Origin of the sequence: Methylobacterium sp. 275MFSha3.1 (assembly GCF_900108435.1) — a bacterium.
In the GTDB taxonomy this organism is placed as follows: Bacteria; Pseudomonadota; Alphaproteobacteria; order Rhizobiales; family Beijerinckiaceae; genus Methylobacterium.
The window spans coordinates 113,109-133,901 of record NZ_FNWP01000014.1; the positions used below are offsets into that span (position 1 = coordinate 113,109).

26 protein-coding genes are annotated in these 20,793 nt (G+C 72.4%); 10 read left to right on the forward strand and 16 right to left on the reverse strand.

The annotated features are described in order from the left end of the window. Positions 1-25: 25 nt before the first annotated feature. From nudC to BLW78_RS17860, 5 genes are all read right to left on the reverse strand, one after another. Positions 26-928: an NAD(+) diphosphatase gene (nudC, locus tag BLW78_RS17840; RefSeq protein WP_091681149.1), complete on the reverse strand. Its 903-nt coding sequence runs from the start codon at positions 926-928 to the stop codon at positions 26-28. A 7-nt stretch (positions 929-935) separates the two neighbouring features. Then, positions 936-1,355, reverse strand: a complete 420-nt coding sequence (locus tag BLW78_RS17845) for an HIT domain-containing protein (protein ID WP_091681151.1) — start codon at positions 1,353-1,355, stop codon at positions 936-938. A 77-nt stretch (positions 1,356-1,432) separates the two neighbouring features. Further along, positions 1,433-2,026, reverse strand: a complete 594-nt coding sequence (locus BLW78_RS17850; RefSeq protein WP_244526974.1) for a hypothetical protein — start codon at positions 2,024-2,026, stop codon at positions 1,433-1,435. A 145-nt stretch (positions 2,027-2,171) separates the two neighbouring features. Continuing rightward, on the reverse strand, positions 2,172-3,035 hold the full coding sequence (locus tag BLW78_RS17855; RefSeq protein WP_091681155.1) for a universal stress protein: 864 nt from the start codon (positions 3,033-3,035) through the stop codon (positions 2,172-2,174). Between the two features lie 27 nt (positions 3,036-3,062). Beyond that, complete coding sequence (locus BLW78_RS17860) at positions 3,063-4,211, reverse strand: acyltransferase family protein (RefSeq protein ID WP_091681212.1); 1,149 nt, start codon at positions 4,209-4,211, stop codon at positions 3,063-3,065. A gap of 322 nt (positions 4,212-4,533) precedes the next feature. Here BLW78_RS17860 and BLW78_RS17865 point away from each other — a divergent pair, with 322 nt between their 5' ends. Then, the gene (locus tag BLW78_RS17865) at positions 4,534-5,235 is read left to right on the forward strand and encodes a DUF4142 domain-containing protein (RefSeq protein WP_020094192.1); all 702 of its coding nucleotides are present in this window, start codon (positions 4,534-4,536) and stop codon (positions 5,233-5,235) included. 214 nt (positions 5,236-5,449) lie between these two features. On the opposite strand, the gene BLW78_RS17870 is transcribed toward BLW78_RS17865, so the two are convergent. From BLW78_RS17870 to BLW78_RS17880, 3 genes are all read right to left on the reverse strand, one after another. Further along, positions 5,450-6,115: a carbonic anhydrase gene (locus BLW78_RS17870; protein ID WP_020094193.1), complete on the reverse strand. Its 666-nt coding sequence runs from the start codon at positions 6,113-6,115 to the stop codon at positions 5,450-5,452. Positions 6,116-6,159: 44 nt separating this feature from the next. Beyond that, positions 6,160-6,675 carry an NUDIX hydrolase gene (locus tag BLW78_RS17875; protein ID WP_020094194.1) on the reverse strand — a complete coding sequence of 172 codons (516 nt, stop codon included), beginning with the start codon at positions 6,673-6,675 and terminating at the stop codon, positions 6,160-6,162. 112 nt (positions 6,676-6,787) lie between these two features. Beyond that, a complete protein-coding gene (locus BLW78_RS17880) occupies positions 6,788-7,531 on the reverse strand; it encodes a DUF429 domain-containing protein (RefSeq protein ID WP_091681157.1) in 744 nt (247 codons plus the stop codon). Positions 7,532-7,657: 126 nt separating this feature from the next. Here BLW78_RS17880 and BLW78_RS17885 point away from each other — a divergent pair, with 126 nt between their 5' ends. Together BLW78_RS17885 and dut are read left to right on the forward strand one after the other, a co-directional pair. Further along, the gene (locus BLW78_RS17885) at positions 7,658-8,539 is read left to right on the forward strand and encodes an HpcH/HpaI aldolase/citrate lyase family protein (RefSeq protein ID WP_091681159.1); all 882 of its coding nucleotides are present in this window, start codon (positions 7,658-7,660) and stop codon (positions 8,537-8,539) included. Continuing rightward, positions 8,536-9,006, forward strand: a complete 471-nt coding sequence (gene dut, locus BLW78_RS17890; RefSeq protein WP_020094197.1) for a dUTP diphosphatase — start codon at positions 8,536-8,538, stop codon at positions 9,004-9,006. Before BLW78_RS17885 ends, dut begins: the two co-directional genes overlap by 4 nt. Positions 9,007-9,163: 157 nt before the next feature. Here the strand turns inward: dut and BLW78_RS17895 are convergent, their stop codons facing one another. Beyond that, positions 9,164-10,039, reverse strand: coding sequence for an ATP-binding protein (locus tag BLW78_RS17895; protein WP_020094198.1), 876 nt, complete (start codon positions 10,037-10,039; stop codon positions 9,164-9,166). Positions 10,040-10,206: 167 nt separating this feature from the next. Between BLW78_RS17895 and BLW78_RS17900 the strand changes: the two genes are divergently transcribed. The 5 genes from BLW78_RS17900 to BLW78_RS17920 all read left to right on the forward strand — a co-directional run bounded on the left by BLW78_RS17900 (position 10,207) and on the right by BLW78_RS17920 (position 13,983). Next, positions 10,207-10,650, forward strand: a complete 444-nt coding sequence (locus BLW78_RS17900; RefSeq protein WP_020094199.1) for an OsmC family protein — start codon at positions 10,207-10,209, stop codon at positions 10,648-10,650. Positions 10,651-10,747: 97 nt separating this feature from the next. Continuing rightward, positions 10,748-11,113 (forward strand): YybH family protein, encoded by a 366-nt coding sequence (locus BLW78_RS17905; protein WP_091681161.1) that lies wholly within the window; start codon positions 10,748-10,750, stop codon positions 11,111-11,113. A gap of 100 nt (positions 11,114-11,213) precedes the next feature. Next, entirely contained in the window at positions 11,214-12,560 is a 1,347-nt protein-coding gene (gene serS, locus BLW78_RS17910) for a serine--tRNA ligase (protein WP_091681214.1), read from the forward strand. Beyond that, on the forward strand, positions 12,560-13,324 hold the full coding sequence (surE, locus tag BLW78_RS17915; RefSeq protein WP_091681163.1) for a 5'/3'-nucleotidase SurE: 765 nt from the start codon (positions 12,560-12,562) through the stop codon (positions 13,322-13,324). The genes serS and surE overlap by 1 nt, the downstream gene beginning before the upstream one ends. A gap of 62 nt (positions 13,325-13,386) precedes the next feature. Continuing rightward, the gene (locus BLW78_RS17920; protein WP_091681216.1) at positions 13,387-13,983 is read left to right on the forward strand and encodes a protein-L-isoaspartate O-methyltransferase family protein; all 597 of its coding nucleotides are present in this window, start codon (positions 13,387-13,389) and stop codon (positions 13,981-13,983) included. Between the two features lie 104 nt (positions 13,984-14,087). Here the strand turns inward: BLW78_RS17920 and BLW78_RS17925 are convergent, their stop codons facing one another. The 6 genes from BLW78_RS17925 to BLW78_RS17950 form a co-directional block, all read right to left on the reverse strand. Beyond that, positions 14,088-14,966 (reverse strand): phytoene/squalene synthase family protein, encoded by an 879-nt coding sequence (locus tag BLW78_RS17925; protein WP_091681165.1) that lies wholly within the window; start codon positions 14,964-14,966, stop codon positions 14,088-14,090. Continuing rightward, positions 14,966-15,364, reverse strand: coding sequence for an Mth938-like domain-containing protein (locus BLW78_RS17930; RefSeq protein WP_091681167.1), 399 nt, complete (start codon positions 15,362-15,364; stop codon positions 14,966-14,968). Before BLW78_RS17930 ends, BLW78_RS17925 begins: the two co-directional genes overlap by 1 nt. A 13-nt stretch (positions 15,365-15,377) precedes the next feature. Beyond that, a complete protein-coding gene (gene secF, locus BLW78_RS17935; protein WP_012319245.1) occupies positions 15,378-16,319 on the reverse strand; it encodes a protein translocase subunit SecF in 942 nt (313 codons plus the stop codon). A gap of 122 nt (positions 16,320-16,441) precedes the next feature. Continuing rightward, a complete protein-coding gene (secD, locus tag BLW78_RS17940) occupies positions 16,442-18,046 on the reverse strand; it encodes a protein translocase subunit SecD (protein WP_020094207.1) in 1,605 nt (534 codons plus the stop codon). 56 nt (positions 18,047-18,102) lie between these two features. Further along, the gene (gene yajC, locus BLW78_RS17945) at positions 18,103-18,435 is read right to left on the reverse strand and encodes a preprotein translocase subunit YajC (protein WP_020094208.1); all 333 of its coding nucleotides are present in this window, start codon (positions 18,433-18,435) and stop codon (positions 18,103-18,105) included. A 131-nt stretch (positions 18,436-18,566) separates the two neighbouring features. Beyond that, positions 18,567-19,448 carry an alpha/beta fold hydrolase gene (locus BLW78_RS17950; RefSeq protein WP_091681169.1) on the reverse strand — a complete coding sequence of 294 codons (882 nt, stop codon included), beginning with the start codon at positions 19,446-19,448 and terminating at the stop codon, positions 18,567-18,569. Positions 19,449-19,574: 126 nt separating this feature from the next. Here BLW78_RS17950 and BLW78_RS17955 point away from each other — a divergent pair, with 126 nt between their 5' ends. Further along, positions 19,575-19,967: a YidB family protein gene (locus tag BLW78_RS17955; protein ID WP_091681171.1), complete on the forward strand. Its 393-nt coding sequence runs from the start codon at positions 19,575-19,577 to the stop codon at positions 19,965-19,967. A gap of 9 nt (positions 19,968-19,976) precedes the next feature. Here the strand turns inward: BLW78_RS17955 and BLW78_RS17960 are convergent, their stop codons facing one another. After that, positions 19,977-20,234: a hypothetical protein gene (locus BLW78_RS17960; RefSeq protein ID WP_091681173.1), complete on the reverse strand. Its 258-nt coding sequence runs from the start codon at positions 20,232-20,234 to the stop codon at positions 19,977-19,979. Positions 20,235-20,397: 163 nt separating this feature from the next. On the opposite strand from BLW78_RS17960, the gene BLW78_RS17965 reads away from it, so the two are divergent. Continuing rightward, positions 20,398-20,739 carry a YidB family protein gene (locus tag BLW78_RS17965; RefSeq protein WP_091681175.1) on the forward strand — a complete coding sequence of 114 codons (342 nt, stop codon included), beginning with the start codon at positions 20,398-20,400 and terminating at the stop codon, positions 20,737-20,739. Positions 20,740-20,793 lie beyond the last annotated feature (54 nt).

Consider the following 20,793-nt stretch of genomic DNA (forward strand, 5'->3'; position numbering starts at 1 on the left):
CTCCGGCGCGTCCGGCTGATCCGGATCAGGTCTCGCCGGCCACGAAGGCGCGCATCAGGTAGTTGGCAATCGCCATGGGCGGCGGCGCCAGGATCCCCTCGGGATGCGTTCCCGCCAGCATGGCCGCGACGTCGGCCCGGCTGAACCAGCGCGCATCCTCCAGCTCGCTGGGATCGGTCACGATAACCTCGTCGAGCGCCTCGGCGGCGCAGCCCATCATCAGCGACGACGGGAACGGCCAGGGCTGCGACGTCCGGTAGGTGACGGCGCCGACGCGGATCTGCGTCTCCTCGAACACCTCGCGGCGCACCGCGTCCTCGATCGTCTCGCCGGGCTCCAGGAAGCCCGCGAGGCAGGAATACATGTGCGGGCGGAAATGCGGACCCCGGCCGAGCAGGCAGGTGTCGCCCCGGCGCACCAGCATGATCACCACCGGGTCGACCCGGGGGAAATGGTGGGCGCTGCAACTCGGGCATTCCCGGCGGAAGCCGCCGGCTTTCGAGACGGTGGCGGTGCCGCAATTGGCGCAGAAGCCGTGGCGGGCGTGCCAGTCGAGCATGGACTTGGCCACGGCGAGCAGGCCGAGCTCCTCGGCCTCCACGGCGGAGTCGGTGGCGATCGACCTCAGGTCGAGGGTACGGGCCGGCCCCTCGGAGAAGCGCTCCGCGGCCTCGGCCGGCGCGGCGGCGGCGAAGACGGGCTGCCCGTCCCGGTGCCCGAGGAAGATGCGCGTCCCGCCGGCGAGGTCCGCCGCCTCCGCGACGGCGATCAGTGCGGTCTCCCCGCGCAGCACGATCCGGTCGCCGCAGATCAGCACGAGGCGGGCTTCGGGCGTGTCGAAGGCGGGCACCGCCTCCTCGGGCTGCTCGGCCGAGTGCCGGTCGAGGCGGTTTCGGACGAAGCCGAGGGTGTCGCGGGGATCGGTCATGCGAGGGTCAGGCCGCGGAGAAGAGGGCGCCGGCGCGCTCGAGGAGCTGGGCGCGGGCGTGGGGCGGGTAGTGCTTGCGGGTCTCGAACCCCCAGACCGGCCCCGGCCAGGCGGGATCCGACCGGAAGCGGCCGACCACGTGGACGTGGAGCTGCGACACTACGTTGCCCAGGGCGCCGACATTCACCTTGTCGGGCTTGGACAGGGCCTGCATCACCCCCGTGGTGAGGCGGATCTCCTTCCAGAGCGCCGCGGCATCGGTCTCGGAGAGGTCGGTGATCTCGGTGAGGTTCGGGCAGCGCGGCACTAGGATCAGCCACGGGAACCGGGCATCGTCCATCAGCAGCACGCGGCACAGGGCGAGGTCGCCCACTTCGGCGGTGTCAGCCGACAGGCGCGGGTCGAGGGTGAAGGCGGGCTCGGTCATCGCCGACCGGTGTAGCGCAGCTTCCGCGTCGGCGCGCGGGTTTGCTGCGCCGTCGGTGACGCAGCGGCCCGATCGGCTCAGAGACCCGGCACGACGCCCTGGCGGCCCACCGCGATCGTCCCCGCCATCAGCCCGCCGTCCTCGTCCGGGCGCGCGAAGATCGTCACGGCGGCGCCCCGCTGGAGCATCGCCTTCTCACCAGGCGAGAACTGCGTCACCGGCGTGTCGTCGGGGATCGCGAAGGACGAATGGCCGCCGTTATAGGCGAGGGTCAGACGCATCGGCGCGCCCCGCTGCACGTCGGCCACCCAGCCGGCGGTGAGGCGCGCGCCCTGCGCGGTGTCCCAGGGCTGGCTGCCGGCCTCGAACCCGCGCTCGGACGGAGAGTACAGGGTCACGGCGGTCGCCTGCCGCGGCTCGGAATCGGACGCACCGAGGACGCTGACGTAGCTCTCCGGCTTGATCGCCCGCAGGCTGGCGCCGTTCACCGCGTAGATGCGGGTCCGGGGGCCCATCCGCACGGCCAGGGTGCTGCCGCTGGTGCGGCGGATCTCCACGCGCTCCGAATCGGCCTGGACCACGGTGCCGCGGAACCGGACGGTCGCCGGCTCAGCGCGGGCGGCGGGGATGGTCGCGATCGCCAGAAGGCCGGCGAGGAAGAGACGTCTCACGGGGCTCTTCACGGGGCTCCTTTCCGAGCGTGTGGACAATGGGCGTGCCGTCCGGCTGCGGGACCCGAACGCCGGGGACCGGGCAGGGTTCCCGGCGCCGAAGGACGTGCGGTGCCGCAATCCGTCGGCCGGGCTCGCGGAGCGCTCAATGCGCCATCAGCACCGGCATGTCGGCGTGGGCGAGAACGTGGCTGGTGACGCCGCCGAAGATCATCTGGCGCAGGCGGCTCTGGGTGTAGGCGCCCTTGATGAGAAGATCGCAGCCGAACGCCTTCGCCTCCGCCAGAAAGGTCTCGCCGGGCACGCGCCGGCCGGCCGGCAGGGCCCGGTGCGACGCGTCCACACCCTCGCAGGCCAGGGCCTGGGCGAGGTCCTGCGCGGTCGGGCCCGGCACCATGCCGCCCTCGACGCTGAGCACGAGCACCCGCTCGGCCCGCCGCAGGAACGGCATCGCGAAAGCCACCGCCCGGGCGGTCTCGGTCGACCCGTTCCAGGCGATGACCACGGCGTCACCGAGGCTGGCCGGTGCCGTAGGCGGCGCCAGCAGGATCGGGCGGCCGCTCTCGAACAGGGCCGTCTCGAACGTGGTCATGCGCGGGGCGTTATCGGTGGTGCCGGGACGCCCGACCACCGTTGCCGAGAACAGCCGCGCGTACTGCCCGAGGAACGCGTCGCCGGTGGGGACGTCCTGTCGCCAGCGGTAGCGCGGTCCGGCATCCGGCACCCGGTCCGGTATGCAGAGCCCGTCGCGGGCGTGCCGCGGGATGCCGGCGCCGTCCATGAAGGCCACGAAGCGGCCGCCCGCCTCCTCGGCCTCGGCCCGGTCGGCCTCCTCGTCGCGCAGCCACGTCATGCCGCCGACCATGTCGACCGGCACGTACTCGGCCAGCGCCGGGCGCAGGGACACGCCCTCGATCAGACTGCCGAAGCGCGCGGCCGCCAGCCGGGTCGTCTCGAAGACGGAGGGCAGGGCGTCGTGCATCGCGACGGGAACGAGCAGGGTCTTCATGCTGGCCTTCTCCTCGGGCAGGCGAGGCTAATCCTCCCGGCCGCGCGGTGGAACCGGGGCCGGCACGGCGCGCACACGGTTTTGCGGCGCGCCCGGATCGAGCCACCTCCGGAGGGCCCGGGTCAGGGGCCGCTCGACGAGGCGGTGGACCACGAGCGCGGCCGCGGCGCTGCCCGCGAGCATCAGCGCCATGCTGGCCCAGGGATGCAGGGCGGGGGCAAGGCCGAGCCGGAGCAGCGCCTCGCGCACGAGGCGCAGCGCGAACGGGTGCACGAGGTAGAGGGCGTAGGACGCGTCGCCGAGCGCGACGAGCCCGCGCACGGGGGACGGCAGCCGCGCGACCGCGGCCGCGTCGCGGGGTGGCCCGAGGGCGGCCGCCACCAGCAGGACGGCCGGCCCGCCGACGAGGAGCGGGCGCAGGAACCCGTCGGCCTCGCTGAGACCCGCGAGCACCCGCGCGGCCAGGATCAGCCCCAGCACGCCCAGCACCGCGAGCCCGACCCGCAGGGGGAGGGCCGGCCGGAACCCCGCGCCCCAGGCGAGGGCGAGACCGGCGCCGGCGGCGAATTCGAGTACGATCGGATCCGACCAGAAGCGCAGCGGCACCGGCAGGCCCGGCACGAAGGCGCCGACCGCCACGAGGACGGCCAAGCTCCCGCACAGCCACGCGACGGCGCCGCGCCGCCCGAAGCCGAGACCCGCGGCGAAGAGTGCGTAGAAGGCCGCCTCGTAGTTCAGGGTCCAGCCGAGGCCGTAGAGCGGCTGGACGGTGCCGTCGGGGCGGGCCGCCGGCCAGAACAGGAAGCTCGCCGCGAGGGCGACCGGGTCGCGCACCAGCGCGGCAGCCTCGCCCAGGAGGTCCGGCCGCGCCAGCGCCAGGACGAGGTAGAGCAGGCTCACCAGCCAGTAGAGGGGCACCACCCGGGCGACCCGGTGGGCGAGGAAGCGGGCGCGGCCGCCCGACCGGCCCGCGAGCCGGCCGCCGGCATGGACGATGACGAAGCCGGAGATCACGAAGAACAGGTCGACCCCGCCCCACCAGGGCAGCAGCGTCGCGGGATCGAGCGCCGGGCCGGCGCCCCGGTCAGCGAGGAGGCCCGCCTCGTGCCGCGCGTGGTGCCATGCCACCATGAGGGCGGCGGCGGCGCGGACGATCTGGACGGCGACGACGATCACGGGCTGCCCGCGCGCGTCGCGCTTCGAGCCCTGCCCGGAGGTGCGGCCGGAAGGACCCACCCGCCGAGGCCACCGTCCCGGAGGAGCGCGATCGGCATCCTGCGGGATCCACCGAGAGGGCACGCGCGCCGGATTAGATCCGCTCGGGAACCGTATTGTCCGATGCGAAAACGGCAGGAACCATAAGCCGATAGCCTCGTTGACGGACCAATTCGCGAACCCGCCGGCTCCGAGTTGCCTGCGACGTCGTATGCCGAGGCGTCCGTGCTGCACATGCGGCGTCCTTCCGCGGTTCGCGTGCCCATCTCGAACAGAGGTCCCGATGCTGAAGAACTACGCTGCCGCGTCCGCGCTCGTCCTGGCGCTGTCGACCCCGGCCATGGCCCAGAGCGCCAACGACTTCCGCATGCAGTCGATGCAGGCGAACGCCTTCGAGATCCAGTCTTCGCAGATCGCCCTGTCCAAGTCGCGCAACCCGCGCATCCGCTCCTACGCCCAGGAGGTGCTCCGTGACCACCGCGCCGCCAACGTCGCCCTGGCCGGCGGCCAGATGAACGGCGTCGCCGGCGATCCGGGCCTCGGTGGCCTGGTCACCGCCCCGATCGCGGTGGCGGGCAGCGCCGTGGGCGCCGGCGTCGGCGCGGCGACCGGCGTGGTCGGCGGCACCCTGGCGGGCGGCCCGGTCGGCGGCCTCGAGGGCGCGGGTGCCGGCGCGGCGCGCGGCGCCGCCGCGGGTGGCCAGATCGGCCGCGGCGACGTGATGGCGACCGGCGCCTCGACGATCGTCCCGCCGAACCCGGAGCAGCAGGCGATGCTGGCCCAGCTCTCGGCCGCCCCGGCCGGCGCGCGCTTCGACCGCTTGTACGCGTCGCAGCAGATCCAGGCCCATCAGATGACCATCGCGATGACCCAGGCCTACGCTCAGGGCGGCCCGAACCCGGCCCTGCGCAACTACGCCCAGCAGGCCCTGCCGGCCCTGCAGATGCACCTGCAGCAGGCCGAGCGTCTCCCGGGCGCCATGTAAGCGGCACGGATTTCGGCGGCCCGGCCTCGGCCGGGCCGAACGAGAAGGCGGCGGGCGCGAGCCCGCCGCCTTTCTCATGTCGATGGCTGTTCGAGCCAGGATGATCGCCGGCCGACCGCGGCGAACGACCTTCGCGGACGCGCCGGCGCGTCCCAGCATCATCGGATCCGGGACCGGCCGACCGGTCCCGAATCTCAGCGCCCGCGCCGTGCGCTCACTCGCACGCGATGGCGGCGACGGAACGGACCGACTGGCCGGTCGTGTCGATCGGCGGCTTGAACTCGCCGGACTGCGGATCGCGCACCAGCAGGGAGCCGCTGGCCACGCCGAAATGCGCGCCGTGGATCTCGAGGCGGCCGTCGTCGACCCGCTCCTTCACGAACGGGAAGGTCAGCAGGTTCTCCATGCTCTGGACGACCACGGCATGTTCCAGCTTGGTCAGGTAGTTCGGCGCGGCGGGATCGCCGGCCTTGTCCTCGGCCTGACCCACGAGCGAGACCCACTTGCCGATGAAGTCGCCGGGCGAGAGCGGCTTCGCCTTGTTGGCCCAGGCCTTGATGCCACCGCAGGTGGCATGCCCGAGGACGACGATGTGCTTCACCTCCAGGGCCTGGACGGCGAATTCCAGGGCCGCCGAGGTGCCGTGATACTGGCCGTCCGGCTGGTAGACCGGCACGAGGTTGGCGACGTTGCGGATCGTGAACAGCTCGCCCGGGCCGGCATTGAAGATCGCGCTGGGCGAGACCCGGCTGTCGCAGCAGCTGATGACCAGGATCTCCGGATTCTGCGTCGAGGCGAGCTGCGCGAAGCGCCGACGCTCGGTCGGGAAGCGGTCGAGGAGGAAGGACCGGTAGCCTTCGGTCAGGTAGACGGGGAACATAAAGTCGTCTCCAGTTAGACAAATCCGCGACAGCGGGAGTGAAATCAAAGTCCTCGCCAAGCAAGAACGCGCGGCTGGGCCGGAATAGTCCCGCGCGCGAGGTCCGACGCCAGATCCGCGAGACCGGCCGGCTCGACGTGCTCACCGCTGGCGCGCAACTCGTCGAGCGGCCACCAGCGCGTCCCGATCAGCGGGTTGTCCTCGGTCTCGGCGAGCCGGCTCGTGTCGACCCGGTCGTCGGGCAGGCGGACGAGGAAGTAGCGCTCCCGGGCGTCCCGTGCCTGACGGAACAGGTGGAACGGGCCGTCGCAGGCCGCGACCTGCGGGCCGATCGCGGCGTCGCCCCGGCCGATCTCCTCCTCGAGTTCCCGCCGGCAGGCGGTGACGTGGTCCTCGCCGGGCTCAAGGCCGCCGCCGGGCATGAACCAGAACCGGAGCGGCGCCCCGTCCGGCCCCCTCGCGTGGACCGACGTGTAGGCGATGAGCAGGATCCGGTCCCGCGGATCGAGGACGATCGCGCGGGCGATGTGTCGGACGGGCAGGGGGTTCGCGGCGCTCATGCAGCCAGAGCTAGAGCGCGCGCCGGGGACGGACACCGGCCGCGCGCGGGCCTGCGTGCAAAACAGCACGTTGCGGTCGCCGACGCGCCCGGCGGAGGTGCGGGGCGCCGGTTCAGGACGGCGGGCGGGGCGCCGGTGCCCAGATCACGACGGGGAGCCCGAAGGCGTCGCGCTCGGGCGGATCCGGCAGCGGCACGGCCTGTCTGAGGCTTATGTCGCGGGCCACCACGAGGGCAGCCAGCGCGTCGAGATGGTCGTCCTCCGGAACGCCCTTGACCCGGGACCCGATCAGCGCGTTCGGCAGGCCCGCCGCTGCGAGGAGCGCCCGCCGGAGGTCCAGCCCCTCGCGGGCGCGCCTGCCCTTCTTGGGCAGGCCGAGCGGCCGGCCGCCGTTGAGGGCGTGGAAGGCCACCTCGGGATGCACCTCGTGGACCCGCGCGCGCGCCTCCGGGCGCTCCCGCAGGAGCGTGTCGACCGCGCGGACGTAGCGGAAGATGTTGTAGCCCTGGATCGACGGCGCGAAGGGCGGGTCGCTCGCGGCCCGCGAGGCGGCCTTCGCGGCGGCGTAGTCGGGGGCGTAGACCGCGCTCCGCGGCGGCATCGGGAACACCGAGGCCCGCGCCGGCCCGAGCCGGGCGCGCGCGGCCCGGTCGGCGCCGCGGCCGCCGCCGGTGATCCGGTCGGGCAGCCCGATCGGCACGTCGATCCCGACGATGCCGGGCCGCTCCGGCGCGTCGAGGAGCGCGGCGACGTCGGGGAACAGGGCGCAGCGGTGCCGGTCGGGGTCGTCGAGGTCGAGGAGCGCGCCCGCCCAGGCGCCGCGGCAGCCGTCCAGTCCCGCGATCCAGCGCGCCATGCCGTTTCTCCGCCGCCGTCCGCGCGGCCGCTGTTCTCGCCGGGCGTTCTTGCTCGCGTTCTTGCCGGGATGCGCGCGGAAAGCTATCCGCGTCGCCGAGGGCGCCGCCGGCCCGGGAGAAGCGTGATGAGCGAGATCCGTCCCCGTCGCAGCGTGCTGGCGATGCCGGGCTCCAACGCCCGGGCGCTGGAGAAGGCGCGGTCGCTCCCCGCCGACGTGATCCTGATCGACCTCGAGGACGGCACCGCCCCCGCCGCGAAGGCGGCGGCCCGCGCCCAGGTCGCCACCGCGGTCGCCGCGCGGGGCTTCGGCCCGCGCGAGGTCGTGGTCCGCATCAACCCGCCGGAGACCGAGGACGGCGAGGCCGACCTCGTGGCGCTCGCGCCGGCCGCCCCGGACGCGATCCTGGTACCGAAGGTCCGGACCTCCGACGCGCTGATCGCCGTGGGCTCCCGCCTGCGCCGCCTCGGCGCGCCCCTGGCGACGCGGGTCTGGGCGATGATCGAGACGCCGATGGCGGTGGTGAACGCCGCCGAGATCGCGGGCGCGGCCCGGGACGTGGACGGCCGGCTCGGCGCCCTGGTGATCGGCCCGAACGACCTGCTGAAGGCGTCGCGGATCCGGCCGCCGGGGCGGGCCGCCCTGCTGCCCTGGCTGATGAACGTCCTGGCCGCCGCCCGGGCCTACGAGATCGATGCGATCGACGGCGTGTTCACCGACCTCAAGGACGCGACCGGGTTCGAGGCCGAGTGCGCGCAGGGCCGCGACCTCGGCTTCGACGGCAAGATGCTGATCCACCCGAGCCAGATCGGCCCGGCCAACGCCGCCTTCGGGCCGGATGCCGAGGAGATCGCGCAGGCCCGCCGGCTGATGGACGTGTTCGACGCGCCGGAGAACCGCGAGCGCGGGGTCATCGCGGTGGACGGCAAGATGGTCGAGCGCCTCCACGTCGAGGCCGCCCGGCGGACGCTCGCCATGGCCGAGGCGATCGCGCGGATGACCGCGTGAGCGACCTGCCGGAGGTCGGGCTGCGGCTGCTCGACCCGCGCCTTCCGGGCTGGGGCTTCCCGCGCTGGGGTTCGTCGGCCGCGGCCGGCCTCGACCTGCACGCCTGCCTCGACGCGCCCCTGGAGTTGCAGCCTCAGGGGAAGGCGGTCCTGATCCCGGCGGGGGTCAGCGTGCTGATCCGCGATCCCGCCTGGTGCGGGCTGATCTTCCCGCGCTCGGGCCGCGGACACAGGGACGGTCTGGTGCTCGGCAACGGCACCGGTGTGATCGACGCGGATTACGAGGGTCCGCTGCTGGTCTCCGCCTGGAATCGCGACGCATCCGAGCCCGTGCGGATCGAGCCGGGCGAGCGGATCGCGCAGCTCGTCTTCACGCGGATCACGCGGCCGGCGCTGACCGTGCTGGAGGGCGCGCCCGGCCCCGGCTCGGAGCGGGGCGCGGGCGGGTTCGGGTCGAGCGGGCGCTAGCGCGCCCTCCGTCATCACGAGCGGAGCGAAGCGACCCAGGGCAGCGCGACATTGCCAGGCGTGGCGCTGCCTGGATTGCTTCGCTCCGCTCGCAAAGACGGCGGGGCCGACGCCATCAACCAGGACGCGGATGACGACAGGAGCTCGGCGGCGCCCCTCAGTCCAGCGTCTTGCCGAGCCGCCCGGCCAGGTCCTGGATGAACTGGAACGCGGTCCGGCCCGAGCGCGAGCCGCGGGTGGTGGCCCATTCCAGGGATTCGGCGCGCAGCTGGTCCGGCGCCACGGCGAGGCCGTAGCGGTCGGCGTAGGCGCGGATCATCGCCAGGTACTCGTCCTGGCTGCACTTGTGGAAACCGAGCCAGAGGCCGAACCGGTCCGAGAGCGAGACCTTCTCCTCCACCGCCTCGCCGGGGTTGATGGCGGTCGAGCGCTCGTTCTCCACCATGTCGCGGGCGAGCAGGTGGCGGCGGTTCGATGTCGCGTAGAACAGCACGTTCCCCGGCCGCCCCTCGATGCCCCCGTCGAGCGCCGTCTTGAGCGACTTGTACGAGGTGTCGTCGGCGTCGAAGGAGAGGTCGTCGCAGTAGACGAGCCAGCGGTGCGGGTCCGGCCGCAGCAGGGCCATCAGGTCGGGCAGCGCCTCGATGTCCTCGCGGTGGATCTCGACGAGCTTCATCGGCAGGCTGCCGGCGGGCCGACGGGCGTTGATCTCGGCGTGGGCCGCCTTGACCAGCGAGGACTTGCCCATGCCGCGGGCGCCCCACAGCAGGGCGTTGTTGGCCGGCAGGCCGCGGGCGAAGCGCTCGGTGTTCTCCACCAGGGTGTCGCGCGCCCGGTCGATGCCGGTGAGCAGGCCCATCTCCACCCGGGCCACCTGCGGCACCGGGGTCAGCCGGCGCTCGGGCCCCCACAGGAACGCGTCGGCAGCGCTCGGGTCGAAGGCTGGCGGGACGGCGGGCGCGGTCCGCTCCAGCGCGGTGGCGATGCGCTCCAGGAGCGGCATCAGGGTGTCGAGGGTGGCGGGGCTCGTCATCGGATCGGGGGGTTCGCGTGCGGGTAGGTCAGGCGGCCGGTTCTACGGGGAAGAACCGGGGAAATCATCCGTTTCCGGACGCATGGCGCGGTCCTCCCGAACGCGAACCGGGATCGAGCGTTGGTATACCCGGCCGGTCGCGCCGAAACGTCCTCCGGGGAGTATCGATGGAAGCGGAACCGACGATCCGGATCACCCAGGTCGCGGATTACGTCTTCACGGTCGATTTCAGCGCGGCCCTCCCGGCGCTGCGCACCGACGAGGCGCCCCCGATCGGCGACGGGACCGGGCCGTTTCCCGAGCAGCTCCTGATCTCCGGCGTCGCGAACTGCCTCTGCGCCAGCCTCGTCTTCGCCCTGGGCAAGTTCCGCCAGGACGCGCGCGGCGTCGCGGCCGAGGCGTCCTGCCGGGTGGAGCGCAACGCCGGAGGGCGGCTGCGCCTCACCGGGATCGGCGTCCACATCCAGCTCGGCGCCGCCGCCGCCGACATGCCGCGGATCGACCGGGTGCTGGAGCAGTTCGAGCGGTTCTGCACCGTCTCGGAGAGCGTGAAGGCCGGGATTCCGGTCGCCGTGTCGGTGGCCGACCGCCACGGCACGCGCCTGAAATGACGCGCGTCGGGGAAAGATCGGCCGCCCGGCGCATTGCCGCAGCACCGAACGGCCGCGATGGCCGCAATGGCCGCAATGCCCGGAGTGAGGAGACGCCATGCAGGACCAGACGCGAGAGCCCGCCCGCGCCCCCGAGGCGCTCGCCGCCCTGTTCAATCAGCGCGCCAATGCCGGCGACGTCGAGGGCCTCGTCGCCCTCTACGAGCCCGACGCGGTGCTGGCGGCGGGTCGCGTCGTCGCCACGGGCCACGCCGAGATCCGGACCTTCTACGCCGACCTGCTGGCGCGCAAATCCGACTTCCCGGCGCCGGAAACGCCGCCGCCGCTGCGCAACGGCGCGCTGGCCATGACCTTCGCGCGGCTGTCCAACGGCGCGTTCTCGGTGGAGGTCGCCCGCGAGCAGGCGGACGGCACGTGGCTCTGGGCGATCGACCAGCTGAAGCTCGCGCCGCCGAAGGGCTGACGGCCGGCTCGGACGCTCCCGCGCGCTTGTCCCACCGGACGCGATGCGGCAAAGCGGGACCCGCGCGCTCGACGCCGCGCAGAAGACCCGAGCCGACTCGATGCACGACATCCGCGCCATCCGGGAGAACCCGGACGCCTTCGACCGCGACCTCCAGCGCCGGGGCCTCGCGCCGCTCTCGGCCGAGCTGATCGCCCTCGACGAGGCGCGGAAATCGTCCGTCTCGGCCGCGCAGGCCAACCAGGAGCGGCGCAACGCGCTGGCCAAGGAGATCGGCGGCGCCAAGAAGGCCAAGGACGAAGATCGCGCCGCCGCCCTGATGGCCGAGGTCGCGGCCCTGAAGGGCGCCGAGCCGCAGCTGAAGGCGGCGCAGGACGCGGCCGACAAGACCCTGGCAGACCGCCTCGCCGCGATCCCGAACCGGCCGAAGCCCGACGTCCCCGAGGGCGCGGACGAGCACGGCAACGTCCTCTATCGCAGCCACGCCGCGACCCGCGAGCGGCTGACCGAGGGCAAGGAGCATTTCGAGCTCGGCGAGGCCGCGGGCCTGATGGATTTCGAGGCGGCGGCCAAGCTGTCCGGCTCGCGCTTCGTGGTGCTGAAGGGCCAGCTCGCCCGGCTGGAGCGGGCGCTCGGCCAGTTCATGCTCGACCTGCACACGCAGGAGCACGGCTACCTGGAGGTGGCGCCGCCGGTGCTGGTGCGCGACGCCGCCATGTTCGGCACCGCGCAATTGCCGAAGTTCGAGGACGACCAGTTCTCGGTCTTCAAGGGCCTCGATTACGTCAGGTCGCTGCAGGGGCAGGCGGGCGCGGATGCCGCGCCGGTCAGCGACGAGCATTTCTGGCTCGTGCCCACCGCCGAGGTGCCGCTGACGAACCTCGTGCGCGAGGCGATCCTCCGCGAGGAGGAGCTGCCCCTGCGCTTCACCGCCCTGACGCCCTGCTTCCGGGCCGAGGCCGGGGCGGCGGGGCGCGACACCCGCGGCATGCTGCGCCAGCACCAGTTCAGCAAGGTTGAGCTGGTCTCGATCACGACGCCGGAGGAATCCGCCAACGAGCACGAGCGGATGCTGACCAGCGCCGAGGCGGTGCTGAAGAAGCTCGATCTGCCCTACCGGGTGATGACGCTCTGCACCGGCGACATGGGCTTCGCCAGCCAGAAGACCTACGACATCGAGGTCTGGGTGCCCGGCCAGCGCACCCACCGCGAGATCTCGTCCTGCTCGGTCTGCGGCGACTTCCAGGCCCGGCGGATGAACGCCCGCTACCGGGGCAAGGACGGCAAGCCGGCCTATGTCCACACGCTCAACGGCTCGGGCGTCGCGGTCGGCCGCGCGCTCATCGCCGTGATGGAGAACTACCAGAACCCGGACGGGAGCATCACCATCCCGTCGGTGCTCCACCCCTACATGGGCGGGCTCAACCGGATCGAGGGCACCCGCTGATGCGCATCCTGGTCACCAACGACGACGGCATCCACGCGCCGGGGCTCAGTACCCTGGAGGAGATCGCCAAAGAGCTCTCGGACGACGTCTGGGTCGTGGCGCCGGAGAGCGACCAGTCCGGCGTGTCGCACTCGCTCTCGCTCAACGACCCGCTGCGGCTGCGGCAGGTCTCGGAGCAGCGCTTCGCCGTGAAGGGCACGCCGTCGGACTGCGTGATCCTGGGCGTGCGCCACATCCTGGGCGATCACGGGCCGGACCTCGTCCTGTCGGGGGTCAATCGCGGCCAGAACGTCGCCGAGGACGTGACCTATTCGGGCACGATCGCGGCCGCCATGGAGGGGACGATCCTCGGCATCCGCTCCATCGCCATGAGCCAGGCCTACGGCGCCGGCGGGCGCGGCGCGCTCAAGTGGGACTGCGCCCGGACGCACGGCGCGAAGGTCGTCCGGAAGATCCTGGAGACCGGGATCGAGCCCGGCATCCTGGTCAACGTGAACTTCCCGGACTGCGAGCCGGCCGAGGTGCAGGGCGTCGCGGTGGCGGCGCAGGGCTTCCGCAACCAGGCGCTGCTGTCGATCGACGCGCGTGTCGACGGGCGCGGCAACCCGTACTTCTGGCTGGCCTTCGCCAAGGCCCGGTTCGAGCCGGGCCACGGCTCGGATCTCAAGGCCATCGCCGAGAAGCGGATCTCGGTGACGCCCCTGCGCCTCGACCTCACCGACGAGCCGACGCTGACGCGCTTCGCGCAGGCCTTCGCCGAGTGATCGAAAGGACGTCGATCGATCTGGGAAGCCTGGAGGAGGCTGCCGGCAACGCGGCCTTCGTGATGGCGCTCCGGGGTCGCGGCCTGCGGGACACCGCGGTGCTGCGGGCCATGGAGCAGGTCCCGCGGGACACCTTCGCGCCGCCGCCGCATCGGGAGCACGCGCGGCGCGACATCGCGCTGCCGCTGTCGTGCGGCGCCTCGATGACGGCGCCGTCGACGGTGGCGCTGATGCTGGCGCAGCTGCGGCTCGAGCCCGGCCAGCGCGTCCTGGAGATCGGCACCGGCTCGGGCTACGTGACCGCGCTGCTCGCCCAGCTGGGCGCCGGGGCGGTGCTCAGCCTGGAGCGCTACACATCGCTGGCCGGGGCGGCGACGCGGCGGCTCGCGGCCCTGTCCGAGGTGCATGTGGTCCGGGCGGACGGCCTGGCTCCGGACCTGCCGGACGGCGGCTTCGACCGGATCCTCGTCCACGGCAGCGTCCCAACGATCCCATCGCACTGGCGCGCGGCCCTGGAACCGGGCGGACGGCTGGTGACGGGCCTGCGCGGCGACGGCGGCTGCCGGGTGGCGGTGCTGGCGACGCCGGAGGCCGTGCCGGAACTCGGCGCGCCGGTGCGTCTGGCGCCCCTGGTGCCGGGACTGGCGCAGGTACTCTGACAGCCCTCCGTCATCGCGAGCGCAGCGAAGCGACCCGTGGCCGCGCGCCCTCCGCAAGCGTGGCGCCGCTGGATTGCTTCGCCCCGCTCGCAAAGACGCCGCCGCTATCCGACGCGCCGCGCCGCCCACCACAGCCGCCACAGCCGGCGCCAGCGCGGCAGCTCGACGGGCGTGTTGAGCGGGTCGTAGGAGGCCCGCTCCATGGCGGCGAGGTAGGGCTCCACCAGGGCCGTGGGCAGGAAGGCGGCGCCCGCCGAGGGCGCGATGGTCGGGCGGGCCGCCTCGAAGGCCTTCAGGTGCTGCCGGGCGAGGGCGCGCAGGTCGGCGCAGGCCCGGCGCAAGCCCGGCCCGCCGCGGCCCGTGACGATGTCCTCGCGGGTGACGCCGTAGCGGCCGAGGATGTCGGCCGGCAGGTAGACTTGCCCCGCGCGGGCGTGCCAGGGTACGGCGCGCAGGAGCCCGGTGATGCCGTACGCCACGCCGGCATGCCCGGCCGCGCCCGCACCGCCCGGTTCGGTGCCGTTGCCGATCACGAGGCTCGCCAGCCGGAACAGCGCCGAGGCGGTCTCGCCGCAATAGCCCTCGAGGTCGTTCACCCGGGGCATCGGGTCCTCGTAGAGGTCGAAGACGCGGGCGTCGATCAGGTCGACGAAAGGCTGGCGGCCGAGGCGGTTCACCCGGATCGCCTCCTCCAGGGCCGCCGCCACCGGGTTGGCGCGCACGTCGCCGCGCGCCTCGCCCTGCAGGGCGTCGCGCCACCATTGCAGGCGGATCTCGCCGGCCATCGGGTTCGAGACGGCCTCGCGCACCCGCGCGATGGTCAACGAGAAGGCGTAGAGGGCGAAGAGGTGCGGGCGGGCGGCGGCCGGGGCGAACAGGGTCGCGTAGTAGCGGTCCGGGTCGCCGGCCCGCACGAGGCCCTCGCAGTGGGACTGCGCGAAGGCGAGCCCGGTCTCGGCGGTCTGGCCGTCGACCTCCGGCATCAGGCCACCGCGATCAGCGCGGCGGCGACCTTGCGGTTCTCGGCCACCAGGATGTTGTAGGTCCGCGCCGCGGCCCCGGTCTGCATCACGTCGAGGCCGACGCCGAGATCCTTCAGCCAGCCACGGAGCGCGGGATCGATCGCCGCGATGTCGAGGCCGGTCCCGACGAGCAGCAGCTCGATGCCGCCGGCCTCGGCCTGAACCGGGCGCAGGGCCGTGCGGTCGATGGCTCGCGGCTCCGTCACCTCCCAGGCGCGGACCCCGGAGGGCAGCAGCAAGATCGAGCCGCGATGCGACATCCCGGCGAAGCGGAAGCCGCCGTTGCCGTAGGTGTCGATGATGTGCCGCCCCGGCACGAAGCCGGAGTCGAAGCTCTTCGGACTTGGCTGATCGGCCATCTGGGAAAAGGGACTACTCCGCCGGTTGCGGGACGCCGGACCGCTCCGAGGCCGCGCGGGCGCCCGAGAGCATCAGGCCCAGATAGATCAACACCGGCGTCGAGACGAAGATCGCCGAGTAGGTGCAGATCAGGACGCCACAGAGCATCACCACGGCGAAGCCCTTGATCGCCTCGCCGCCGAACAGCACCAGCGCCAGCAGCGACAGCGCCGACGAGATCGACGTCATCACCGTGCGCGACATGGTCGAGTTGATCGACAGGTTGAGCAGGTCGACGGTCGGAATGGTCTTGTAGCGGCGCATGAGCTCGCGGGTCCGGTCAAACACCACCACGGTCTCGTTCAGCGAGTAACCGACGATCGTCAGGATCGCGGCGATCGAGGTCATGTTGAACTCGATGCGGCTGATGATGAACACGCCGACGGTCAGCACGATGTCGTGGAGGGTGCCCACGATGGCGCCGAGCGCCAGCTCCCGCTCGAACCGGAACCAGAGGTAGAGCAGCACCGCCACGACGGAGAGCACGACGCCGAGCGTGCCCGACTGGACGAGCTCGCCGGAGACGCGCGGACCGACGGTCTCGGTGCGGCGGAAATCGTAATCCTTGTCGAAGGCGGCGTGCGCCTTGTTCATCACCGCGGTCTGGCCCTGCTCGCCGGGCTGGAGCGGCAGGCGGACCAGCACGGTGCCCTGGTTGCCGAGCTCCTGCACCTCCGGCTCGCCGAAGCCGAAGCCCGCGGCCGTGTGCCGGATCGACGCCACGTCCGCGGTGCCGGACTTCGCCTGCAGCTCCACCAGGGTGCCACCCTTGAAGTCGATGCCGAAATTCAGGCCGATCGTCAGGAACAGCGCCACGGTCGCGAGCGACAGCACCGCCGAGAGCGGGAAGGTGAAGCGCCGGAATCGCATGAAGTCGAAATGCGATTCATCGGGCCAGAGGCGGAGCAGGCGCATGGTCGGTACTCTATTCGCGGACATCGCGATGGAGGACGGTCGAGGCGCGGGTCCCCTCTCCCGTGCGGGACAGGGGGGTCACGTCGCGCCGTCCGCGCTCCTTCGATGGCCTCCCAGACTAATCAGAACGGCAGGGTCTTCGGCCGGAACGTATTGTACCACACCGCGATCATCATCCGGGTCAGCGTCACCGCGGTGATGACCGTGGTGAGGATGCCGAGGATGAAGACCACGGCGAAGCCCTTCACCGGGCCCGAGCCGAGGAAGAACAGGATCAGGGCAGCGATCGCCATGGTCGAGTTCGAGTCGATGATGGTGGCGAAGGCCCGGTCGAAGCCCGCCTGCAGCGCCGAGATCAGCGAGCGGCCGGCCCGCTGCTCCTCGCGCATGCGCTCGTAGATCAGCACGTTCGAATCCACCGCGGTGCCGATGGTGAGCACGATGCCGGCGATGCCCGGGAGCGTCATGGTCGCTTCCAGCACCGACATCAGGCCGAGGATCAGCCCGACGTGGACGATCAGGGCGATGTTGGCGATGAAGCCGAAGGTCCCGTAGGTCGCGAACATGAAGGTCACGACGAGGGCCGCCGCCACCAGGGTCGCGAGCTTCCCGGCCTCGATGGAGTCGCGGCCGAGGCCCGGGCCGACGACGCGGCGCTCGACCACGGTGAACTTCGCGGGCAGCGCGCCGGCGCGCAGCAGGACCGCCAGATCGTTGGCCTGCTGCACGGTGAAGTTGCCGGTGATCTGACCCGAGCCGCCGGTGATCGCCGAGCGGATCACCGGGGCCGACACGACCTCGTTGTCGAGCACGATTGCCATGCGCCGGCCGATATTCTCCGAGGTCGCCTGTCCGAAGCGCTGCGCGCCGCGCAGGTTGAACTTGAAGCTCACCATCGGCTCGTGGGACTGCTGGTCGAAGGACGGCTGCGCGTCGGTCAGCTCGCCGCCGTCGGCCATGACCCGGCGCTCCACCGGAACCTTGGCGCCCTTCTCGTCCTTGGAGGGCAGCATGTCGACGTCGCCCGAGGGGCTGTCGGCGAGCATGCGGAACTCGAGCTTGGCGGTGGAGCCGAGCAGCTTCTCGAGCCGCTCCGGGTTCTGCTCGCCGGGCACCTGGATCAGGATCCGGTCCGCGCCCTGCTGCTGGATCGACGGCTCGGTGGTTCCGGTCGAGTCGAGGCGGCGCCGGATGACCTCGATGCCCTGGCTCACGGCCCGGCGGGTGCGGTCGGTGATGCCGGCATCGGTGAGGGTCAGGCGGATCACCCCGCCCGGCTGCTCGGCGATGTCGAGGGTGCGGGCCGCCGTCTGGCCGATCGAGGTGGTGATCGGCTGCGACAGCTCCTGGAGCTTCGGCAGGACCTTGGCCCGGGCGGCGGCGTCGTCGATCTTCACCTGCACGCCGCGCGGCAGCAGGCCGATGCCGCCGTCGGCGCGGACGTTCTCCTGCTGGAGCACGCGGCGCACGTCGTCGCGCAGGGCCTTCGCCTGCGAGGCGATCAGTTCGTTCTGGTCCACCTCGAGCAGGAGCTGCGAGCCGCCCTGCAGGTCGAGGCCGAGCACGATCGCGCGCGTCGGCACCACCCAGCTGGGGAACCAGGGGGGCAGGCTGGCGACGAAGCTCTTGCGCTGCTCGGGCGAGAAGAAGCTCGGCACGGCGAGCATCAGCCCCACCAGGATCAGGCCCAGTGTCGCGATGATCTTCGCACGGGAGAAGCGCAGCATCGGCCGTCTTTTTCTCTTTTGGGCCGGCGCGCGGCGCCGGCCGGTTCAACCGGGAATCAGGCGGCCTTCACCGTGCCCTTGGCGCGGACCTCGGAGATCATCGACCGGACCACCCGCACGCGCACGTTCGGGGCGATCTCGACCTCGATCTCGGCCTGGTCGTCCGAAGCCTTGGTCACACGGCCGACGAGGCCGCCGTTGGTGACGACCGTGTCGTCCCGGCGCACGGACTTGAGCAGCGCCTGGTGGTCCTTGACCCGCTTCTGCTGCGGTCGCAGGATCAGGAAGTACATGATCACGAAGATCAGGACGAACGGGACCACCTGAAAGGCGATCTCCGCTCCGCCAGCGGCCGCACCGGCCCCTTGCGCGAAGGCGGGGGTGATCAACGAGCGTCTCCTGCGAATGGCGCGCAGGCCTGCCGCCGGATGTGGCGCCCGCAGACCTGTCGAAAAGCGCGCGGACTATAGCCAGGGGCTTCCCGAAAGCAACGCCGAACCGCCGGGCATCGGCGGCGCGCTCATAGCAGGGCGCGGATGGCCGCCGCGAAGGCGTCCGGCGCCTCCTGGGGAAAGTTGTGACCGACCCCCGCGACGATCTCACGCCGGTACGGGCCGGTGAAACGGCGGGCGTCGGTATCCGTGGCGGGCGGCGGCCCGACGCCGTCATCGCCGCCGAGCAGGACGATCGACGGCACGGCGATCGCCGGCTGGGCCGCCAGCCGCGCCTCGATCGCCACCAGCGCCGGATCGCTCGGAACGAGGCCGAAGCGGTGGCGGTAGGAATGCACCACCACGTCGACGAAGTCGGGATTGTCGAAGGCGCGGGCGGTCCGCGCGAAAGTCTCCGCGTCGAAAGCCCAGGTCGGCGACCAGAGCTGCCAGAGCAGGCGGCAGAAGGCGTCCCGGTTCTCCGCGAGGCCGGCGCGGCCGCGCTCGCCGTGGAGATAGTACTGGTACCAGAGGCGGTGCTCGGTCTCCGGCGCGGCCGGCCGCCTGGCGGCCGGGATGTTCTGGATGTTGTAGCCGACGCCGCAGCTGACGAGGCCCCGGGCCCGGTCCGGCCAGAGCGCCGCCACCACGCAGGCGGCCCGGCCGCCCCAATCGTAGCCGGCGAGCACGGCGCTCCCGACGCCGAGGGCGTCGAGGAAGGCGAGCAGGTCGGCCCCGAGTGCCGCCTGCTCGCCTGAGCGCGGCGTGGCGGCATCCAGGAAGCGCGTCGGCCCGTAGCCGCGCAGGTACGGCACGAGACAGCGCACGCCGTCGGCGGCGAGCTGCGCGGCCGCGGCCGCACAGGCGTGAACGTCGTAGGGGAAGCCGTGGAGCAGCACCGCCGTCGGCCCGCCGGCCGGACCGGACTCGAGATAGGCGACCTCCAGGACGCCGGCCCGCACGCGCTTCATCGATGGCTCCCGGGTTCGCGATGCCGGGATCCTAGCCGGTTCGCCGCGCAATTGCCGCACGCGCTTGCCGTCGCCGGTTGGCGCCCGACTTCACCCTGCGACGAAGAAGCGCGACGGTGGAGAACCATGGGCCTGCTCGACGGTGCGAAGACCCTGATCGGCGATGTGGTTGCGGCGGCCGACCGGGCCCTGGAGGAGACCGGCAGCGGCAAGCTCGCCCTGTCGCTGGCGAAGTTCTATCCCGGCGGCCTCCCGGCCTTCCTCGAACGCCTGCGGGAGACCGGGCACGGGGAGGCGGTGACATCCTGGCTCGGCTCGGGCGCGCGGCAGTCGGTGCCGGAGAGCGCCATCGCGGCCTGCCTGCCGCAGGGCGTGACCGAGCGCCTCGCGTACGATCTCGGCGTTCCGGAGGCGCGGGTCCCCACAGTGCTGGCGGAGTTCCTGCCCGCGGCGGTCGCCGACCAGAGCGAGAACGGCACGCTGAAGCCGCAGCCGAATTTCAGTACCCAGGTCCGCTGATCGCCCACCTCACGGGGCGGCGCACTTCATCTGCGGCGGCGCGGTCGCGCAGCTCAGGTGGCAGCTCTGCCTGGCGAAGCAGAACCACGACAGTTCGCCGCTCTTCAGGCAGGAGCCGCCACAATGGCGGTACGTCCCGTAGAGCGGCCGAACGAAGACGGCATCCGCCAGCGGGCGCTCTTGGGCCGGGCGCGCCGTCTCCGCGTCGGACGACGCCGCGAAGACGGACGCGAGCGCGAGCACACATGACAGCGCCAGGGATTTCATGAGAGCCGACCGCGGACCGATGTCCCGGACGGCATTCCGGGCCAGAGGCCGATCGCTGTCGACTAAATTGCGGTTCACACCGGCGCGTCGCGGACCACCGGCCTCTCCCGCTTCGCGGAGATTGCTCTAGCCTCGCGCCACTGACCATTCGACGGGGGTCCACATGAGTCTGCTCAACACTCTCGGCGGCTCGCTGGGGCAGATCGTGCTGAAGGCATTGCCGGGCGTGATCCAGCAGGTGCTGCCCGGCGGACTGAACGCGCTGCTCGATCAGCTCCGGCGCTCCGGCTACGAGAGCCAGGTCAATTCCTGGCTCGGCCGCGGCCCGAACGAGCCGATCACGGCCGAGGATCTGCGCAAGGTCCTCGACAACGAGCAGGTGCGCCAGATGGCGGAGAAGCTCGGCGTTCCGATGGATCAGCTGTTCCCGACCCTGGCGCAGGCCCTGCCCGAGACCGTCGACCGTCACAGCCCCGAGGGGACGCTGCAGGCGCCGAAGGCTTAGGACAGCCGGCGCGGGTCGCGAGCCGGGGCGGCCGGACGGCGGACGACGCGAAAC

Bases quoted from the DNA above. Each gene is read 5' to 3' on its own strand.
- BLW78_RS17950 (WP_091681169.1), bottom strand. From the start codon at position 19,448: ATGAAGCGCGTGCGGGCCGGCGTCCTGGAGGTCGCCTATCTCGAGTCC.
- secD (WP_020094207.1), bottom strand. From the start codon at position 18,046: ATGCTGCGCTTCTCCCGTGCGAAGATCATCGCGACACTGGGCCTGATC.
- BLW78_RS17900 (WP_020094199.1), top strand. From the start codon at position 10,207: ATGGAAGCGGAACCGACGATCCGGATCACCCAGGTCGCGGATTACGTC.
- nudC (WP_091681149.1), bottom strand. From the start codon at position 928: ATGACCGATCCCCGCGACACCCTCGGCTTCGTCCGAAACCGCCTCGAC.
- BLW78_RS17960 (WP_091681173.1), bottom strand. From the start codon at position 20,234: ATGAAATCCCTGGCGCTGTCATGTGTGCTCGCGCTCGCGTCCGTCTTC.
- BLW78_RS17895 (WP_020094198.1), bottom strand. From the start codon at position 10,039: ATGACGAGCCCCGCCACCCTCGACACCCTGATGCCGCTCCTGGAGCGC.
- BLW78_RS17865 (WP_020094192.1), top strand. From the start codon at position 4,534: ATGCTGAAGAACTACGCTGCCGCGTCCGCGCTCGTCCTGGCGCTGTCG.
- BLW78_RS17885 (WP_091681159.1), top strand. From the start codon at position 7,658: ATGAGCGAGATCCGTCCCCGTCGCAGCGTGCTGGCGATGCCGGGCTCC.
- BLW78_RS17855 (WP_091681155.1), bottom strand. From the start codon at position 3,035: ATGAAGACCCTGCTCGTTCCCGTCGCGATGCACGACGCCCTGCCCTCC.
- BLW78_RS17930 (WP_091681167.1), bottom strand. From the start codon at position 15,364: ATGGCCGATCAGCCAAGTCCGAAGAGCTTCGACTCCGGCTTCGTGCCG.
- serS (WP_091681214.1), top strand. From the start codon at position 11,214: ATGCACGACATCCGCGCCATCCGGGAGAACCCGGACGCCTTCGACCGC.
- BLW78_RS17925 (WP_091681165.1), bottom strand. From the start codon at position 14,966: ATGCCGGAGGTCGACGGCCAGACCGCCGAGACCGGGCTCGCCTTCGCG.
- BLW78_RS17965 (WP_091681175.1), top strand. From the start codon at position 20,398: ATGAGTCTGCTCAACACTCTCGGCGGCTCGCTGGGGCAGATCGTGCTG.
- surE (WP_091681163.1), top strand. From the start codon at position 12,560: ATGCGCATCCTGGTCACCAACGACGACGGCATCCACGCGCCGGGGCTC.
- secF (WP_012319245.1), bottom strand. From the start codon at position 16,319: ATGCGCCTGCTCCGCCTCTGGCCCGATGAATCGCATTTCGACTTCATG.
- BLW78_RS17920 (WP_091681216.1), top strand. From the start codon at position 13,387: ATGGCGCTCCGGGGTCGCGGCCTGCGGGACACCGCGGTGCTGCGGGCC.
- BLW78_RS17875 (WP_020094194.1), bottom strand. From the start codon at position 6,675: ATGAGCGCCGCGAACCCCCTGCCCGTCCGACACATCGCCCGCGCGATC.
- BLW78_RS17870 (WP_020094193.1), bottom strand. From the start codon at position 6,115: ATGTTCCCCGTCTACCTGACCGAAGGCTACCGGTCCTTCCTCCTCGAC.
- BLW78_RS17845 (WP_091681151.1), bottom strand. From the start codon at position 1,355: ATGACCGAGCCCGCCTTCACCCTCGACCCGCGCCTGTCGGCTGACACC.
- BLW78_RS17880 (WP_091681157.1), bottom strand. From the start codon at position 7,531: ATGGCGCGCTGGATCGCGGGACTGGACGGCTGCCGCGGCGCCTGGGCG.
- BLW78_RS17955 (WP_091681171.1), top strand. From the start codon at position 19,575: ATGGGCCTGCTCGACGGTGCGAAGACCCTGATCGGCGATGTGGTTGCG.
- BLW78_RS17905 (WP_091681161.1), top strand. From the start codon at position 10,748: ATGCAGGACCAGACGCGAGAGCCCGCCCGCGCCCCCGAGGCGCTCGCC.